Here is a 15000-nt window from a genome sequence, read left to right as displayed (position 1 = left end):
AGCCCGGCGTCGGGCCGGGCTGGCAGGATAAGTTGCTTATCCAGGTATTCGTCGAGGCGTCTAGTGTGGATGTTGTTTGAGGATGTCGTATATCTCCTCTTTCAGTTTAAGTTTCTGTTTTTTCAGATCCTTCACCTCGGAGCTGTAGTCGCTGGCGTGGTGTTTCTCCAGCTTCCTGATCTCCGCATCCAGGTCGTTGTGCAAGTCAAACTTCTTCTGGAAATGGACATCACTGCTCTTCAGTTTCGAGATGAGATCTCTGTACTCCGGAAACATGTAATGAAGCCTCCTTGTTGTCGTTTGATTGTGCCTGCAAGACCAAAGTACCCCTTACTGCCGGGGAGAAACGTGATCCCGATCCAATTCGGGGCCACGGAATTGCTGCATGGGAAGGGTGATTTTTAACTGTTTGAATTACATGATGATTGCCTGCTGACCCAGGGGCAGCAGAGGAAAGAAGCGGGATCCGCTTCACATTCGGGAGAGGGGGTCTGCAACGGGGCGGGCAACAGAAAGGGGCGCGAGGCCCCTGACTGGAAACGGGTGAGCCGTTTACTCTTTTTTCTTTTTCTTCTCGGGCAGGGGCTTGCCGTCTCTGGCAATCACCTTGCCTGCCTCGAAACCGATCTGCGCCGCCAGCTCTTCCAGATCCGGCGCCTTGGCCTCGTTGCCGATGGCGTACTGGTAGTTGGCGATGGAGATCTTCTCCGCCACCGGTGTGCCCGGGACGATGGGTTCGCGCCAGCCCTGACCGATGTGGGCCACCAGGGTGCCGTTCATGATGAGCTCGCCGACGATCTCCTGGGTGGGGATGCCCTTGCCGTAGGTGAGGCCCTGCGGGTGCTTCTTGCCGACCAGGGGCTCTTGGCTTGCGGGCATCAGCTTGGTGCGGATCAGCCACTTGGGCGATTTGGTCTTGCCCACCGCCTTGCCGGTCTGGTACTCGTTGATCTTGATGGTCTTGATCATCTGGGCCGTGAACTCCTTGGTCAGGGCCTTCTGGGCTTCGCTGGTCTCGTCGATGACGATGGGGGCCACATACCAGGTCTGGGGAGCCTGCGCCTTGGGGGTCGCCGGGGCGGTTTGCGCCATGGCGAGCGGGCTGAGCAGGATGGCCGTCAACAAGAGTCCGATTTTCTTCATGGTGATTCCGCTTATGTTTCGACAAGAATTTTGTTTTGCCAGCGACGACTGCGCCAGCGCCAGAACATGGCCAGACCGCGCACCCACTCGTCGCAGGCGAGGGCCAGCCAGATGCCTACCAGGCCATAGCCCTGCATGATACCAAGGAAATAGGCCAGGGGAACGGCAATGCCCCACATGGAGACGAGCGCCATGTAGAGCGGGAAACGGGCATCCCCGGTGGCGCGCAGGGCGTTGATCACCACCAGATTGAAGGTGCGACCGGGTTCGAGGATGAGGCTGATGAGGAAGAGCTGCGCCACCTGGGTGATGATGTCGGCGTCGTCGGTGAACAGGCTGATGATGGCGCGACCGTTGAGGGCGGCGGCGATGGCGATGGCGGCGGTGACGATGAGGCCGAGTTTCAGGCTCTTCATCAGTTGGCGATAGGCCTGATCGAAGCGTCGGGCCCCCGCCAGGTGGCCGATGATGATCTCGTTGCCAAGGCCGATGGAGAGGCCGAACAACAGGATGAACAGGCAGATCTGGAAGAAGTAGGACTGGGTCGCCAGCGCCTTGTCGCCGAGCAGGCCGACGAAGGCGGTCACCACCATGAACTGCAGCATCCAGGAGAGGTTCTCCCCCGCCGCCGGCAGACCGATGTGCAGCACCTTGTCCAGCATGGCGCGGCTTGGGCGGACGATCTCGGGCAGACGCAGCCGGATGCCGGTCTTGCGCGCCACCAGCCATACCAGCAGCACCACCCCGACGATGCGTCCCGCCACCGTGCTGATGGCGACCCCGGCGACCCCGAGCTGGGGCAGGCCGAACCAGCCGTAGAGCAGCAGCAGGTTGCCGACGAAGGTGATGAGGTTGACGATGAGGGTCACGTACATGGCCTGGCGGGTGTGGCCGTGGGCACGCAGGGTGGCGGCCAGACAGAGGGCCGCCGCCTCCGGCAGCAGGCAAAGCCCGATGATCTGCAGGTAGAGGCTGCCGTCGCTCATCAGGTGGGCAGGCAGGTTCATCAGCGCCAGCATAGTGCCGGCCCCAGCCATGACGCCGACCGCGGCTACCAGTCCCACCAGCAGGTTGAAACCGATGGCGGTGTGGATGACGACGCGGGCTTTTTCCTTGTCTCCCGCCCCCAGATACTGGGTGATCACCACGCTGGTGCCGATGCTGACGAAGCTGAACAGGGTGATGGCGAGATCGAAGACCTGGTTGCCCACCGCGAGGGCCGCCACCCCCTGATAGGAGACATGGCCCACCATGAAGGTGTTGAGGGCCCCGGTCAGAAAGTGGAGGGCCAGATCGATGAACAGTGGCCAGGTCAGGGCGAAGAGGGAGCCCGGGCCCGCGTGGGATTGAGTCTGCATGGGATATCCAGGTGCTGGCGATGGCCCTCGTCAGGGCCAACTGGAGGGGCATTTAACACCAAGCGGGGGCGGGGTGCAATCCTGGTCGCAGGAGGAGGGGGCCTGTGACCAGGGGATGTCTCTCAGACCGGCGTGGCGCCGGCCTCCTGCTCGCTGGGGCGGGTGAGGCGCGCCGAGTCGGGCAGGTCGTCATCGTGCGGCCAGCGGGTGAGCAGGGCATCCGTGGTGCTCTCCACCCCCTCGTCGTCCCGGAACACCGGCTCCCGGTAGCAGCGGGTCATGCGCAGGGCCTGGTACATGTCGGGGCAGAGGATGATGCCATCCTCGCCGACCCGGATCCCCGCCTGTTTGAACCACTGGCTCATCTGGCCGTGCCGACCGGCCATCACCATGTGGATGCCGCGCCGCTTGAGCTCCTTGTGCAGCTCTCCCACCATGCTCATGACGCTGATGTCCTGATGGGTGAAGCAGGCCACCGCATCCACCACCAGGCACCTGGGATTGTGGGGATCCTGCACCAGCAGTGCCAGCACCCGCCGCTTGAAGTAGGGGGCGTTGAAGTAGGTGAGCGGGGAGTTGAAGCGGTAGACCAGGATGCCGGGAATCGCCTTGGCCTGCTCGTTGTCTCCCAGGGTGCGCACCACGCCCTCGTCGTCCATGCCGAGCAGCTGGTCGGTGGGGCGCATCACGTTGCGCAGGAACTGGAACAGCCCCAGCAGGACCGCGAGGGTGATGCCCGGAATGACCCCCATGGTGAGCACGCTGACAAAGGTCACCAGGGCGAGCCAGAAGGCGGCGCGGTCCGAGTCGCGCAGAGCCCAGAGGCCGCGAAAATCTGTCAGCGACAGGGAGGCCATCACCAGCACCACCCCGAGGGCGGCGGTGGGAATGTATTGCAGCGGCGCCGTCAGGTAGAAGGTGACCAGGGCGATGACGGCGGCGGCGATGATGGAGACCAGCTGGCTTTTGCCGCCGTTGGCGTCGTTGACCGCGGTGCGCGAATCCGCCCCGCTGATGGCAAACCCCTGGGAGGCGGCCGCCGCCAGGTTGGCCATGCCGAGGGCCCTAAACTCCTTGTCCGCATCAATCTCGTAGCCGTTCTTGGCGGCGAAGCTGCGGGCGGTGAGCATCATGGAGACGAAGCTCACCATGGCGAGGTTGAGGGCGGGCAGCACCAGCTCACGGATAAGCCCGGGGGGAAAGTCCGGCATCTGGAAGGCGGGCAGCCCCGAGCCGATGGTCCCCAGGGTGGCGATGTCGACGCGGCCGAGATTGAACAGCCACACCAGGGCCGCCGTCACCACCATGGCCACCATGGAAGAGGGCCAAGCCGGTCTGTAGCGCTTGGCCAGCAGCAGGGTGAGCAGGGCCGTCAGGCTCATGGCCAGGGTGGGCAGATGGGTCTGGGTAATGTAGCTGGTGCCGTTCAGGATCCGCTCTATCAGGTAGCGCTCGCTGAAGGTGAAGCCGAAGATCTTGGAGAGCTGGCCCACCATGATGGTGATGGCCACCCCGTTGAGCAGCCCCATCAGGATGGGGCGGGAGAGAAAGTCTGCCAGCACCCCCAGTTTGAAGCGGCTGGCGATGAGGCACCAGAAGCCGGTCATGGCGGTCATGGTCATCACCAGTTGCCAGTGACGGGTGGGATCCCCGGCGGCGAGCGGCGTTACCACGGCGGCGATCACCGCGCAGGTGGCGGCATCCGGACCGACGATGAGCTGACGGGAGGTGCCAAAGAGGGCGTACACCACCATGGGCAGGATGCAGGAGTAGAGGCCGACGATGGCGCCTACCCCGGCGAGCTCCGAATAGGCGATGGCCACGGGCAGGGCCACGGCCGCGACCGAGAGGCCAGCGCGAAGATCCGGCATCAGCCAGGCCCGCTGGTATTGCAGCAAGGCGGCGAGCCCCGGCAGCCAGCGCTCGAGAGAGAAGAAGTCGCGCATTATTTAACCCATTGAGTTACAAACATCTTTTTCTTAGTGTGCCCAAGGTTGTCGACCCTTTGCAATCCGCTCATGGCCAGTTCACCACAAGGTCAGGCCAGATGCGTTGCCACCCCTTGGCCCTGACCCGTTCGCTAAAGATACGGCTCTCCTGGCGACAGCGCGGATTGGGGCTCACCACCAGGGACCAGTTGGGGGCAAAGCCGTAGGGGGCCAGCCACTCGAACGTATCATCTGCCAGCAGGCGGACCCCGATGCAGGTGGGTATCTCCACCCAGTGGCTGAGGGCCGAGAGGGAGCTGGCAAAAGGAGGCACCTGCTGGCGCAGATGCATGCGGGCCTGGTTGCGCACCTCCCACAACTGGCCCGGCATCCTGGCGGCGAGCCAGGCTTCGTGATCGGCCTCCTTCAATCCAGTCGGATCAGCGCTGTCCAGATAGATAAGATCGATGTCGTTGAGCGGGGTGGGTTCGGCCTTGTGATGGAGGTGATCCCAGATGAGGCTGCGCACAAACCCCGCCCCCAAGGCCCAGTCGGGCAGGGCCAGCTCCCGCGCAGCCCGGAGGCAATCCATGCGCGGGTGATCAGCCCGCAGCAGGGCCTCGGTGCAGGCCCGCAGGTGTGCCTCCCGCAGCGCCCCGGCTTCAACCGGCATTGCGGCGCAACCAGACGTCGATGTAGCTGCAGCTCGGCACTATGGTGAGCCCCTCAGAGAGGGTCCAGTCGTAGAAGCGGCGGGCCAGCTTGTCGGCAATCCCCTGTCCGCGCAGCTCGGGGGGAACCTGGGTGCTGTAGGCGTCCACCGTGGTGGCGTCCAGCCGGCGATAGGCAAGGCGGGAGATCTTGCCGTCCACGGTGCAGACAAACTGCTGCTGATCGGCCTGGTGAAGGATGTCGCTCATCGGGAGTCCTCTCTGGGTGAATGGGAAGATCAGAACATGGCGGACAGGGTTTGCCAACGCCATTCTTTGCGCCCATGGCGGGCTCGCTTACACTGGCCGGCCTGCGAATGGTCGCAAGGCAAGGTATAGAACATTGAGAGAGGATGGATCCGTCATGGCCTTCGCCACCCTGGACGATCTGATAGGCAACACCCCGCTGCTGGCGCTGCGCCGCATCAATCCGCACCCCGGCGTCACCCTGCTGGTGAAGCTGGAGGGCAACAACCCCGCCGGCTCCGTCAAGGACAGGGCGGCGCTGAACCTCATCAGGCAGGCAGAGGCGAGTGGTCACTTAGCGCCAGGAACCCGGCTCATCGAGGCCACCTCCGGCAATACCGGCATCGCGCTGGCCATGGTGGCGGCGTCCCGGGGTTACCGGATGCGACTCATCATGCCGAGCAACATGAGCCAGGAGCGGCGCGACGCCATGCAGGCCTACGGCGCCGAGCTGGTGCTGGTGGAAGAGGGCATGGAAGCGGCGCGAGACCTCGCCCTGGCCATGCAGGCGCGGGGGGAGGGGCTGGTGCTCGATCAGTTCAACAACCCCGCCAACCCGGATGCCCACTACCGCTCCACCGGCCCCGAGATCTGGCGCCAGAGCGGCGGGGCGGTCACTCACTTCGTCTCGGCCATGGGCACCACGGGCACCATCATGGGGGTCTCCCGCTACCTCAAGGAGCAGAACCCGGCGGTGGCGGTGATCGGCCTGCAACCGGCCGAGGGGAGCCAGATCCCCGGCATTCGCCGCTGGCCCGAGGCCTACCGGCCCGCCATCTTCGAGCCTGCGCGGGTCGATGGGGTGCTGGATGTGACACTGGAAGAGTCCCTCGTCATGATGCGCCGCCTGGCGCGGGAGGAGGGGATCTGCTGCGGTGTCAGCTCGGGTGGCGCGGTGGCCGGGGCCTTGCGGGTGGCGGCGGAGATCGGGCAGGGGGTGGTGGTGGCGATCATCTGCGATCGGGGGGATCGCTATCTCTCCACCGGGGTCTTCACCCCCGATGTCTGACGGGCAAGGGCCCGTTACTCCCAGGCTCGCTCCAGCAGGACCAGCAACTGGTCCCTGTCCGCATCCTTGCGGTTGTAGAGCAGGGCGCCATCGTTGATGGCGAGATCCCGGATCCCGGGCAGCAGCGCCTTGTCGGTGAGGCCCGCCTCCCGCAGGGTGCGGGGCAGCTTGGCCGTCTGCCACAGGGTATCGCGCAGTGCCTGCAACGCCTCGATGGTGGCCTGGGGTCTCCCCTCGGCCGGGGTCGCGGCAAAGCGCTCCGGCCCCACCAGGGGCAGCAGCAGGCGGGCGAGCTCGGGGTCGATGCCGGGCCGGTTGTAGTCGAGCACGGTGGGCAGGAAGAGGTTCATGCAGAGGCCATGGGGCAGGTGGCAGCGCGCCCCCAGACTGTGGCCGAGGGCGTGCACCAGCCCCACCATGGAGTTGGAGAACGCCATGCCCGCTAGGGTGGAGCCCTCTGCCAGTTGCAGCCGTAGGCCCTTGTCCGTCGGGTGGGCCAGCACCCTGGGCAGGGCGGTGGCTATCTTCTCCACCGCCATCAGGGCCAGGGCGTCACTGACCGGGTTCTTGCCGTTGCCGATGAAGGCCTCGATGGCGTGGGTCATGGCATCCATGGCGGTGGCGGCAGTGATGGGCAGCGGCAGCCCCAGGGTGAAGCGGGGATCCAGCACCGCCAGCCGGGGCAGCAGGAAGGGGGAGGTGAAGGGCACCTTGCGCCCGCTCCCTTCATCCTTGATCACTGCCACCAGCGTCACTTCGGAGCCGGTCCCCGCCGTGGTGGGGACCACCGCCAGGGGGTTGAGGGGACGGGTCAGGCAATCCGCTCCGGCATAGTCGAGCAGCCGCTCGCCCCCCAGGGTCGCCAGTATGTTCACCGCCTTGGCGGTGTCGATGACGGAGCCGCCGCCAAGGGCCAGCAGGCTGTCACAGCCCAGCTCCCGGTAGTGGCGGGCGATCCGCTCCACCACGGCGGTGGAGGAGTCCGCCGGGATCTCGTCCCAGATGGCGGCGACCGGCAAGGCCCCTTCGGCCATCACATGGGCCAGCAGGGTGGCGAGCCCGCTGCCGCTGACCCCCTTGTCGGTGAGCAGCAGCGGGCGGCCAGCCCCCAATCCCCTCAAGGCATCCGGCAACTGTTCCAGTGCCTGCTCCCCCGCCATCAGTTTGACCGGGCAGAAAAAATCGTAATAACGGCTCATCCCGTTCTCCTCGTGTTCAACCGGTCAGCAGACCCAGATAGATGTGGCAGGCCCGCGCGAGCTTGCGATGCGGGTCCGGGTAGTGGCGAAGCAGGGGCCGCGCGATGAAGGCGGGCAGGATCAGGCTCTGCAACTGCTCAAGCGCTCGCACCAGGTGCATGGCCGCGTCGAGATCCCCCTCCACCAGCAGCCGGTTTTCGCAAAAGGCCTGGTTGATGCCGAGGCGAAAACTGAGGGCGCGAAAGGCGACGGCGGGGTGCTTGAAGCGCACCCGCAGGGGGTGGGGGCCGTCATGGGCACAGGTCGAATGCGCCCTGCCAGCCTCCTCACCGCAGTGCCAGCGCCCCGCGAACTTGTAGAGACTGAGCCCCCGGGTCATGCCGTTTACCTCGAGCCTGATGGTGAGGCCGTCCGGCAGGGGGGCAAGCTCGCGGCGCACCGCCTCGTCGACCCGGGCGGCGCGGCACAGAGTGCGGCCGATGATCCAGAGCAGGCTGCCAATCCAGAGGCGTCTGCCGGTGGCAAGCAGGGCGTCAGGGCGCATGGGAACCTCCGCTGATGGCGGACCAGAAGAGGGCGAAGGCGCTCTCCTGCCAGTGGGGGTCTTCTCCCAGTTCAGGCTGATCGACAAAGAGGGAGGCGCAGGCCAGAAACTGGCCCTGGCACACCTCCAGCATCAGTGCCGGCGGGGCCGACATCAGCTCGCCGCTGGCCTGGCCCCGGGCGAGCAGGCTCGGCAGAAAATGCAAGGTCTCCGCCAGGATCTGGCTGCGCAGGGGGCGGGCCAGCAGGGGGGAGTGGAAAAAGCCCAGCACGAACCTGAGCTCACGGGGGTGGGCCTGCATCCAGCCCATGGCCTGGTGCCAGTAGTGGCGGGCCTGCTCCTGGAGCGGCAGGGCGGCATCGGCATCGGCCTCGGTGATGGCGGCGCCAAGGCGCAGCTTGATGTCCTGGTAGAGGCTCTGGATCAGCACCTCCTTGCTGGGAAAGTGATGAAACAGGGTGCCATTGGCCACCCCGGCCGCCTTGGCGATGCGGGCGGTGGCGGCGCCCTGCAGGCCATCCTCCGCGCACAGGGCCAGGGCGGCATCCAGGATCTGGCGGCGTTTGTCGGTCATGGTCTCTCGCATCTCGCCTCCTAACGCAGGAACAGGGCCATCATCAGCCGCTGGTACCAGCGCCGATAGGGGGGGTGAATGAGGGAGCCTGTGCTGAAGCGCCCGCGGCGTAGCACGGTTTTCGCCTTGGAGAAGGTGAGAAACCCCTCGCTGCCGTGATAGTGGCCCATGCCGGAGGGACCGATGCCGCCGAAGGGGGCATCGTCCGCCGCCACCTGGAACAGGCTCTCGTTGATGGCCATGCCTCCGGCGTGGGTCTCCCGGATGAGTCGGCGCTGCAACGTCTCGTCCAGGCTCATCAGATAGAGCGCCAGGGGGCGGGGCCGGGCCGCCACATAGGCCAGGGCCTCCTCGATGTCGTCATAGGGCACCAGGGGCAGCAGGGGGCCGAAGATCTCCTGCTGCATCACCTGGCAGTGGCCGGGCACCTCGGTCAGCAGGTGGGGCACCAGTTTGCGGGTGGCGTCATCACGGGCGGGCGTGACGCAGGGGTGGATCTGGGCGCCTGCCTGCCTCGCCTCCTCCAGCCAGGCGGTGAGCCGCTCGTACTGGGGGGGGTTGATGATGGCGCCATAATCCGGGCTCTCGAGCCCTTTGGGGTAGAGGCGGCGAAAATGGGCCTGATAGGCCTCGATAAAGGCCTGCTCCTGCCCCCTCGGCAGCAGCACGTAGTCGGGGGCCACGCAGATCTGGCCGGCGTTGAGGCTCTTGCCGAAGATCATCCGCTCCACCGCCAGGGCCAGGGGCATGTCGGGGGCGATGAGACAGGGGCTCTTGCCGCCGAGCTCCAGGGTGAGGGGGGTGAGCTGGGGGGCGGCCGCGGCCATCACCAGCCGACCCACCGCCGTGGAGCCGGTGAAGATGAGATGGTCGAAGGGGAGGGCGCTGAAGGCGGCCGCGATCCCCGCATCCCCCTCGATGACCACCACCTCGTCACCGCCGAGGGCCTCATCGAGCAGGGTGCGCAGCACGGCGTTGGTGTGAGGGGTGAACTCGGAGAGCTTGATCATGGCGCGGTTGCCGGCGGCGAGGGCGCCGATGAGGGGCCCGAGGCTCAGCATCACCGGGAAATTCCAGGGCACCATGATGCCGACGACGCCGAGGGGCTGATAGTGCACCTCGACCCTGGCGGGGGCCAGCAGCAGGCCGGAATGACGGCGCTCCGGTTTCATCCACCCCTTGAGCCGTTTCTGGGTGTAGTTGATCTGCATGACGCAGGGGAGCACATCGGCGATCAGGCTGTCGTAATCGCTGCGCTGGCCGTAGTCCCGGGCCAGGGCCTGACAAAGTGCCTGCTTGTGGCGCAGCAGCCCCTGCTTGAGGGCATCAAGTCTGGCGAGGCGGGACGCCAGATCAGGCATGGGGGTGGCCTGGCTGGCCTGCCTGAGCCGATGCAGTTGTTCGGGGAGGGAGAACTTGTCCGGTGAGGCGGGGGTGACGGTGGTGTCCATGGCATGCTCCGCACGAAAAGTGACCGACTGATTAGTCGGTCCAAATCTAGCGATTCGTTGCCGACTTGTAAACCGGGCGAGGGCAGAGGGTGGCTGCCAGTGGGCAGCGTTGTCCGGAACTGTGTCCGGGCTCCCATTTTTGAGGCATCCGGATTGGTCTTCTATCTAATAAGGGGTAATTGTGGGGCACCAACTCGGAGGGAGAACCGCACATGACCAGGGAATTGCATAGCCTGCTGGCCCGGCTGGATGACGTGATCGCGCGCATGCCGGACAGTTTCAATACCTATGAGTTTGCCCAGAAGCTGGCGCTGCAACATCAGCAGGAGTATTTCGCCGCGGGCCACTCCCTGGCGGGCCAGGAGAAGAACCTGCTGCGCCTGCTCCACGAGAAGATTGCCCTGGCGCTGGCGAGCCATGAGGACGTCATCGAGGGGGCCCTGCTGCCCTGCATGACCCCCTGGGGGGAGCGTGCCACCTCGCCCCGCTGGCACCGCAAGCACTGACCCTGCAACAACATGAAAAGGCCCCTCGGGGCCTTTTCATGTTTGGGGTCGCACCTACTGGACCAGCCTGCGGGCCTGCCAGTAGCGGCTGTTCCAGTAGACGTTGTCGAGGCGCGAGCGGATCACGCCCTTGCTGGTGGAGGCGTGGATGAACTCACCTGCCCCGGTGTAGACCCCGACGTGGTACTGCTGCCAGCCGGTCTTGAAGAAGACCAGGTCCCCGTGCTGGAGACGGTATCTGTCCACCGGGCGGCCGAGACTCGCCTGGGATTCCGTGGTGCGGGGCAGGGTGAAGCCCAGCACCTGGCTGTAGGCGAGCTGGGTGAAGGCGGAGCAGTCGAGACCGGCGCGGCTGGTACCGCCCATGCGATAGGGCACGCCGCGCCACTGCTGATAGAAGTTGTCGAATGCGCCGCTCTGGCGCACGGGAGGGGGAGGCTCCGGCGTGCTGGAGCAGGCGGCGAGAAGCAGGGCCAGCAGGGGCAGCAGCAAGGTGCGAAACATCTCAACTCCTTGATAGGGCACGGGGTTCATCATAGACGATGATCCTGCCTGGAACCTGAATGACAACGGCATTGACGAGTGGCCGCCTGTGGGGGCAGCCACTGAGTCACCCCGCCGGTTTGGGGGTAATGAGCGGCGTCAGCAGCTCGGCAATCTTGTAGAAGGTCTGCACCCGCGTGGTGCTGGGGCGCCACACCAGGCCTATCTCCCGATAGGGTTTCTCACCGGGCAGGGGGATGGCCACCAGGTCCGTGTTGTCGAGGATGCCCGCATCTATGGCCATCTGGGGCAGGAAGGTGGTGCCAAGACCGGCCCCCACCATTTGCACCAGGGTGTGCAGACTGGTGGCGGCGAAGGGGTTGATCTTGCTCTTGTCCCGCAGCCGGCAGGCGCTCACCGCGTGCTCCGTCAGGCAGTGCTCCCGCTCCAGCAGGAAGATGCTCTGGTTGGGCAGCTCCTTGTAGTCGAACGGCATGTGCAGGCCCGCAGCCATGTGGGAGGGCATCACCATGTGGAAGGGATCCTGGCCGACGGTCTTGCTGTGGAAGCCGCCGATCTCCACCGGCAGCGCCAGGATCAGCAGATCGAGCTGCCCCTGCTCCAGCTGCTTGAGCAGATTGGTGGTGGTGTCTTCCCGCAGCAGCAGCTCCAGATCCGGATAGGCCTTGCCGCACACCTGCAGCAGCTTGCTCAGCAGGAAGGGGGCGATGGTGGGGATGCAGCCCAGGCGCACCGTGCCGTGCATGACGCCCCCCTGCTGCTGCCCCAGCTCCATCAGATCCCGGGCGTCGGAGAGCAGGTTGCGCGCCCGCGCCACGATTTCCATGCCGACCGGCGTCATGATGAAGCTCTTGTGATCCCGCTCTACCAGTTGCAGGTTCATCATGTCCTCCAGGGTCTGGATCCCGGTACTCAGGGTCGACTGGCTGACATGGCAGGCCTTGGCGGCGCGGTTGAAATTCTTGTGCTCGTCCAGAGCGACCAGATACTGGAGCTGCTTCAGGCTGGGCCAACGTTGCATAGGAGAAACCCGATCGATGCTATCTATTTGATTTGATTAATCTACCATCGAGAAGCCCCGTTGTCGCCGACAAATCGGTGCCCCCTGGCAGGCGCACTGCCTCACGCACATGGGGTGGCCTGCGCCGATGGGCAGGCCACCCCTCATTGGTCAGGAGCTTATCCCCTTGTGCCGCGCCATTGAAGGGGCGCCGCCATGGGATGTGACGGGGATCGGCCTTCGGGCGGGGCGCCCTGCGCGCAGGAGCGGCCATAAAAAAACGCGCCGGTGGGCGCGTTTTTGCAGAAGGGGGGCGGACTATTCGTCGAAGATACCGAAGTGATCCTTGGCGAAGTTGACCCGCTGCTCCACGTTCATCTTGACCTGACCCAGCTTCTCGATGGTCTTGAGGTTGGGCACCAGGCCGCGACCGTTGGCGATCTGGATGGCAAGGCCCGGACGGGCGTTGAGCTCCAGCAGCATGGGGCCGCGGAACTTGTCCAGCACCATGTCGGTCCCGATGTAGCCAAGACCGGACATCTCGTAGCAGGAGGCCGCCAGGTTGAGCAGGGTGTCCCAGTGGGGCACCTTCAGATCATAGAGATCCAGGCCGGTGTCCGGGTGGTGGCGCAGCGGGTTGCCAAACTGCACCGCCCGCAGGGCGCGGCCGGTGCGCAGGCACAGGCCCACCCCCACGGCGCCCTGGTGCAGGTTCGCCTTGCCATCGGAAGCCGAGGTCGAGAGGCGCATCATGGCCATCACCGGGAACCCCTTGAAGATGATCACCCGGGCATCGGGGACCCCTTCGAAGGAGTAGCCGTCGAACACGTCGTCGAAGTTGATGAGCCCTTCCACCAGCGCCACGTCGGGCTTGCCGCCGAGGGAATAGAGTCCCGCCAGGATGTTGGAGACATGGCGCTCCAGATCCTGGCCGTTGGCGGCGCTGCCGTTGGGCTTGTAGAAGAGGCCGTCCTCCTGGCGCAGGATCACCAGGATCCCCTTGCCGCCGGAGCCGCGGGCCGGCTTGATGCAGAAGCCCGGCCAGTCTTTCACCAGCTCGGTGATGCGAGTCACGTCGTGCTGCTCGCGGATGGTGCCGATGAGTTCAGGCACCGTCACCCCCGCATCCAGCGCGATGCGCTTGGTCTTGAGCTTGTCATCCACCAGCGGATAGAGGCGGCGCGGGTTGTAGCGGCTGATGTAGGAGTGGTTGCGCTTGTTCATGCCGAGGATGCCTGCCTGGGACAGGCTCCACGGACTGGTGTATTTCTGCCAGAACCACATCTGTTACTTGTCCTTACCCGGGGTGGCACCAGACTTCATCTCGTCCACCAGCGGCTTGAAGCGCTTGAGCTCGCTCAGCTTGTAGCCGGTGTAGTTACCCATCAACAGCACGGTCGCCATCAGCACCAGCTGCAGGCCGAGGAAGTTGAAGGTGAGGTGACGAATGAGCTCGTTGTCCATGGCCAGGTAGGCGATGACCGCCACCAGCAGGGAGCCGCCGCCCTGGCGGAACACCTCTTTGGGACCCTCTTCTTCCCACAGGATGGACATGCGTTCGATGGTCCAGGAGAGGATGATCATCGGGAAGAAGGTGATCTTCATGCCGTCGGTCAGCCCCAGCTTGAAGGCGAACGCCGAGAAGATGCCGATCATCGAGATCACCATGATGATGATCGCCGATATTCGGGCGACCAGCAGCAGGTTCAGCCTCGAGAGGTAGGAACGGATCACCAGGCCGGTGCCGACGATCAGCAGGAAGCCGATGAGGCCGGTGACCAGCGAGGTCTGGATGAAGGCGACCGCGATCAGCACCGGCATGAAGGTGCCGGAGGTCTTGATCCCCACGATGACCCGCAGGAACACCACCATCAGCACGCCGATGGGGATGAGCAGCAGACCCTTGAACAGGGCTTGCTCTTCCAGGGGCAGGCTGTGGATGGAGAAGTTCATCATCTCGGATTTTTCGAACTTCTGGGCCAGGGCCACGTTGACCGGTTGCTCCTGCTCGATCATCGAGAAGGTGACGCGGGAGTTGTGACCGCCGGTGACGTCCAGGAGGGCGCCGGAGTTGTACTCCCACAGCAGCAGGTTGGCCGGTTGACCCTGTTCACCGCTTTGCGGGTTGAACAGCTTGTAGTCGGTCGGGCTGTTGAAGACCTGCAGGTAATCCACCAGCTCCTGACGGCGACGGCCATCTTCCAGGCTGAGGGCGTGAACCACCCGGGCCGGGACGTCCGCGTTGTTGAGCAGCTCGGCAATCAGATTGGCGCGGCTCTTGTGGGACTTGAGCAGCTCGGCGTTCTGTTCCTGCTTCTCGATCTCCTTGATGATCTCGCGGGTCAGGGTGTAGCCGTCGGCGGAGCGCTCCTGGGCGCGCTCCAGGATCTGCTTCATGGCCGTGGCGTAGGGCTCGCTCTCGATCTGCTTCTCGATGGCGGGCGGCTGCGGGTTGGCGGCGGGCTTGGCATGGGCATCGGCCATCATGTCGACCCGGTAGTAGAGCTCCTGACGGCCGGAGGCGGTGCGGATGGACCACTCGGCGCGGGCATCCCCGTCTTTTTCCACGAACGACAGGCCATAGCCCGGGCTCGCGGCGTTCTCGTTCATCAGGGTGAAGCCGGGCTGGGTGCCCGGAATGGCCAGGGAGGCGATCACCGGCTCGCCGGTGGCCTCGAACTCGAGCTTGGCTTCGATGGACCAGATCTGGCGCTTTTCACCCGGCGTGAGCGGGACGTCCAGCGCGATGTGATGATAGAAGGTCATCCCCAGGCCGACGATGTAGAGCAGGGCGACCAGCAGATAGAACGGCTTACGGGAAACCATGG

16 protein-coding genes are annotated in these 15000 nt (G+C 65.0%); 2 read left to right on the top strand and 14 right to left on the bottom strand.

Annotated features, from left to right (window positions below; genetic code table 11):
- Window positions 1–60: 60 nt before the first annotated feature.
- The 6 genes from AB5Y47_RS15760 to AB5Y47_RS15735 all read right to left on the bottom strand — a co-directional run bounded on the left by AB5Y47_RS15760 (window position 61) and on the right by AB5Y47_RS15735 (window position 5349).
- Window positions 61–276 carry a YdcH family protein gene (locus AB5Y47_RS15760; protein WP_005313020.1) on the bottom strand — a complete coding sequence of 72 codons (216 nt, stop codon included), beginning with the start codon at window positions 274–276 and terminating at the stop codon, window positions 61–63.
- Between the two features lie 276 nt (window positions 277–552).
- Complete coding sequence (locus AB5Y47_RS15755; RefSeq protein ID WP_039039859.1) at window positions 553–1143, bottom strand: hypothetical protein; 591 nt, start codon at window positions 1141–1143, stop codon at window positions 553–555.
- A gap of 11 nt (window positions 1144–1154) precedes the next feature.
- Window positions 1155–2501 (bottom strand): MATE family efflux transporter, encoded by a 1347-nt coding sequence (locus AB5Y47_RS15750; RefSeq protein WP_010674075.1) that lies wholly within the window; start codon window positions 2499–2501, stop codon window positions 1155–1157.
- Between the two features lie 122 nt (window positions 2502–2623).
- Window positions 2624–4447, bottom strand: a complete 1824-nt coding sequence (locus AB5Y47_RS15745; protein WP_039039857.1) for a SulP family inorganic anion transporter — start codon at window positions 4445–4447, stop codon at window positions 2624–2626.
- A gap of 70 nt (window positions 4448–4517) precedes the next feature.
- Window positions 4518–5102, bottom strand: a complete 585-nt coding sequence (locus AB5Y47_RS15740) for a nucleotidyltransferase family protein (RefSeq protein WP_043155221.1) — start codon at window positions 5100–5102, stop codon at window positions 4518–4520.
- Window positions 5092–5349, bottom strand: a complete 258-nt coding sequence (locus AB5Y47_RS15735; protein ID WP_041215550.1) for a GNAT family N-acetyltransferase — start codon at window positions 5347–5349, stop codon at window positions 5092–5094. Before AB5Y47_RS15735 ends, AB5Y47_RS15740 begins: the two co-directional genes overlap by 11 nt.
- Before the next feature lie 154 nt (window positions 5350–5503).
- On the opposite strand from AB5Y47_RS15735, the gene cysM reads away from it, so the two are divergent.
- Entirely contained in the window at window positions 5504–6394 is an 891-nt protein-coding gene (cysM, locus tag AB5Y47_RS15730) for a cysteine synthase CysM (RefSeq protein WP_319885219.1), read from the top strand.
- Between the two features lie 14 nt (window positions 6395–6408).
- On the opposite strand, the gene AB5Y47_RS15725 is transcribed toward cysM, so the two are convergent.
- Genes AB5Y47_RS15725 through AB5Y47_RS15710 form a run of 4 tightly spaced genes read right to left on the bottom strand, consistent with a single transcriptional unit; the run spans window position 6409 to window position 10162 of the window.
- Window positions 6409–7593, bottom strand: coding sequence for an iron-containing alcohol dehydrogenase (locus tag AB5Y47_RS15725; RefSeq protein WP_319885218.1), 1185 nt, complete (start codon window positions 7591–7593; stop codon window positions 6409–6411).
- A 16-nt stretch (window positions 7594–7609) separates the two neighbouring features.
- The gene (locus AB5Y47_RS15720) at window positions 7610–8137 is read right to left on the bottom strand and encodes a hypothetical protein (RefSeq protein ID WP_041212703.1); all 528 of its coding nucleotides are present in this window, start codon (window positions 8135–8137) and stop codon (window positions 7610–7612) included.
- Entirely contained in the window at window positions 8127–8723 is a 597-nt protein-coding gene (locus AB5Y47_RS15715; protein WP_319885217.1) for a TetR/AcrR family transcriptional regulator, read from the bottom strand. Before AB5Y47_RS15715 ends, AB5Y47_RS15720 begins: the two co-directional genes overlap by 11 nt.
- Window positions 8724–8731: 8 nt before the next feature.
- The gene (locus AB5Y47_RS15710; RefSeq protein WP_319885216.1) at window positions 8732–10162 is read right to left on the bottom strand and encodes a coniferyl aldehyde dehydrogenase; all 1431 of its coding nucleotides are present in this window, start codon (window positions 10160–10162) and stop codon (window positions 8732–8734) included.
- Window positions 10163–10374: 212 nt separating this feature from the next.
- Here AB5Y47_RS15710 and AB5Y47_RS15705 point away from each other — a divergent pair, with 212 nt between their 5' ends.
- On the top strand, window positions 10375–10668 hold the full coding sequence (locus AB5Y47_RS15705) for a hypothetical protein (RefSeq protein WP_041212706.1): 294 nt from the start codon (window positions 10375–10377) through the stop codon (window positions 10666–10668).
- 54 nt (window positions 10669–10722) lie between these two features.
- On the opposite strand, the gene AB5Y47_RS15700 is transcribed toward AB5Y47_RS15705, so the two are convergent.
- The 4 genes from AB5Y47_RS15700 to AB5Y47_RS15685 all read right to left on the bottom strand — a co-directional run bounded on the left by AB5Y47_RS15700 (window position 10723) and on the right by AB5Y47_RS15685 (window position 14998).
- Window positions 10723–11172, bottom strand: coding sequence for a C40 family peptidase (locus AB5Y47_RS15700; protein ID WP_029314241.1), 450 nt, complete (start codon window positions 11170–11172; stop codon window positions 10723–10725).
- A 106-nt stretch (window positions 11173–11278) separates the two neighbouring features.
- Window positions 11279–12193: a hydrogen peroxide-inducible genes activator gene (locus tag AB5Y47_RS15695; RefSeq protein WP_010674086.1), complete on the bottom strand. Its 915-nt coding sequence runs from the start codon at window positions 12191–12193 to the stop codon at window positions 11279–11281.
- Window positions 12194–12490: 297 nt separating this feature from the next.
- Window positions 12491–13456: an alpha-L-glutamate ligase-like protein gene (locus AB5Y47_RS15690; RefSeq protein ID WP_039039849.1), complete on the bottom strand. Its 966-nt coding sequence runs from the start codon at window positions 13454–13456 to the stop codon at window positions 12491–12493.
- Window positions 13457–13459: 3 nt separating this feature from the next.
- Window positions 13460–14998, bottom strand: coding sequence for an inactive transglutaminase family protein (locus AB5Y47_RS15685; protein ID WP_010674088.1), 1539 nt, complete (start codon window positions 14996–14998; stop codon window positions 13460–13462).
- Between the last annotated feature and the right edge of the window lie 2 nt (window positions 14999–15000).

It is taken from the genome of Aeromonas sp. R7-2, assembly GCF_040908105.1.
GTDB lineage: Bacteria > Pseudomonadota > Gammaproteobacteria > Enterobacterales > Aeromonadaceae > Aeromonas > Aeromonas caviae.
This window is presented reverse-complemented; position numbering and strand designations above follow the sequence as displayed.

Excerpts from the sequence above, each read along its gene's own strand:
- AB5Y47_RS15760 (WP_005313020.1), bottom strand. The coding sequence starts at position 276 with ATGTTTCCGGAGTACAGAGATCTCATCTCGAAACTGAAGAGCAGTGAT.
- AB5Y47_RS15755 (WP_039039859.1), bottom strand. The coding sequence starts at position 1,143 with ATGAAGAAAATCGGACTCTTGTTGACGGCCATCCTGCTCAGCCCGCTC.
- AB5Y47_RS15750 (WP_010674075.1), bottom strand. The coding sequence starts at position 2,501 with ATGCAGACTCAATCCCACGCGGGCCCGGGCTCCCTCTTCGCCCTGACC.
- AB5Y47_RS15745 (WP_039039857.1), bottom strand. The coding sequence starts at position 4,447 with ATGCGCGACTTCTTCTCTCTCGAGCGCTGGCTGCCGGGGCTCGCCGCC.
- AB5Y47_RS15740 (WP_043155221.1), bottom strand. The coding sequence starts at position 5,102 with ATGCCGGTTGAAGCCGGGGCGCTGCGGGAGGCACACCTGCGGGCCTGC.
- AB5Y47_RS15735 (WP_041215550.1), bottom strand. The coding sequence starts at position 5,349 with ATGAGCGACATCCTTCACCAGGCCGATCAGCAGCAGTTTGTCTGCACC.
- cysM (WP_319885219.1), top strand. The coding sequence starts at position 5,504 with ATGGCCTTCGCCACCCTGGACGATCTGATAGGCAACACCCCGCTGCTG.
- AB5Y47_RS15725 (WP_319885218.1), bottom strand. The coding sequence starts at position 7,593 with ATGAGCCGTTATTACGATTTTTTCTGCCCGGTCAAACTGATGGCGGGG.
- AB5Y47_RS15720 (WP_041212703.1), bottom strand. The coding sequence starts at position 8,137 with ATGCGCCCTGACGCCCTGCTTGCCACCGGCAGACGCCTCTGGATTGGC.
- AB5Y47_RS15715 (WP_319885217.1), bottom strand. The coding sequence starts at position 8,723 with ATGCGAGAGACCATGACCGACAAACGCCGCCAGATCCTGGATGCCGCC.
- AB5Y47_RS15710 (WP_319885216.1), bottom strand. The coding sequence starts at position 10,162 with ATGGACACCACCGTCACCCCCGCCTCACCGGACAAGTTCTCCCTCCCC.
- AB5Y47_RS15705 (WP_041212706.1), top strand. The coding sequence starts at position 10,375 with ATGACCAGGGAATTGCATAGCCTGCTGGCCCGGCTGGATGACGTGATC.
- AB5Y47_RS15700 (WP_029314241.1), bottom strand. The coding sequence starts at position 11,172 with ATGTTTCGCACCTTGCTGCTGCCCCTGCTGGCCCTGCTTCTCGCCGCC.
- AB5Y47_RS15695 (WP_010674086.1), bottom strand. The coding sequence starts at position 12,193 with ATGCAACGTTGGCCCAGCCTGAAGCAGCTCCAGTATCTGGTCGCTCTG.
- AB5Y47_RS15690 (WP_039039849.1), bottom strand. The coding sequence starts at position 13,456 with ATGTGGTTCTGGCAGAAATACACCAGTCCGTGGAGCCTGTCCCAGGCA.
- AB5Y47_RS15685 (WP_010674088.1), bottom strand. The coding sequence starts at position 14,998 with ATGGTTTCCCGTAAGCCGTTCTATCTGCTGGTCGCCCTGCTCTACATC.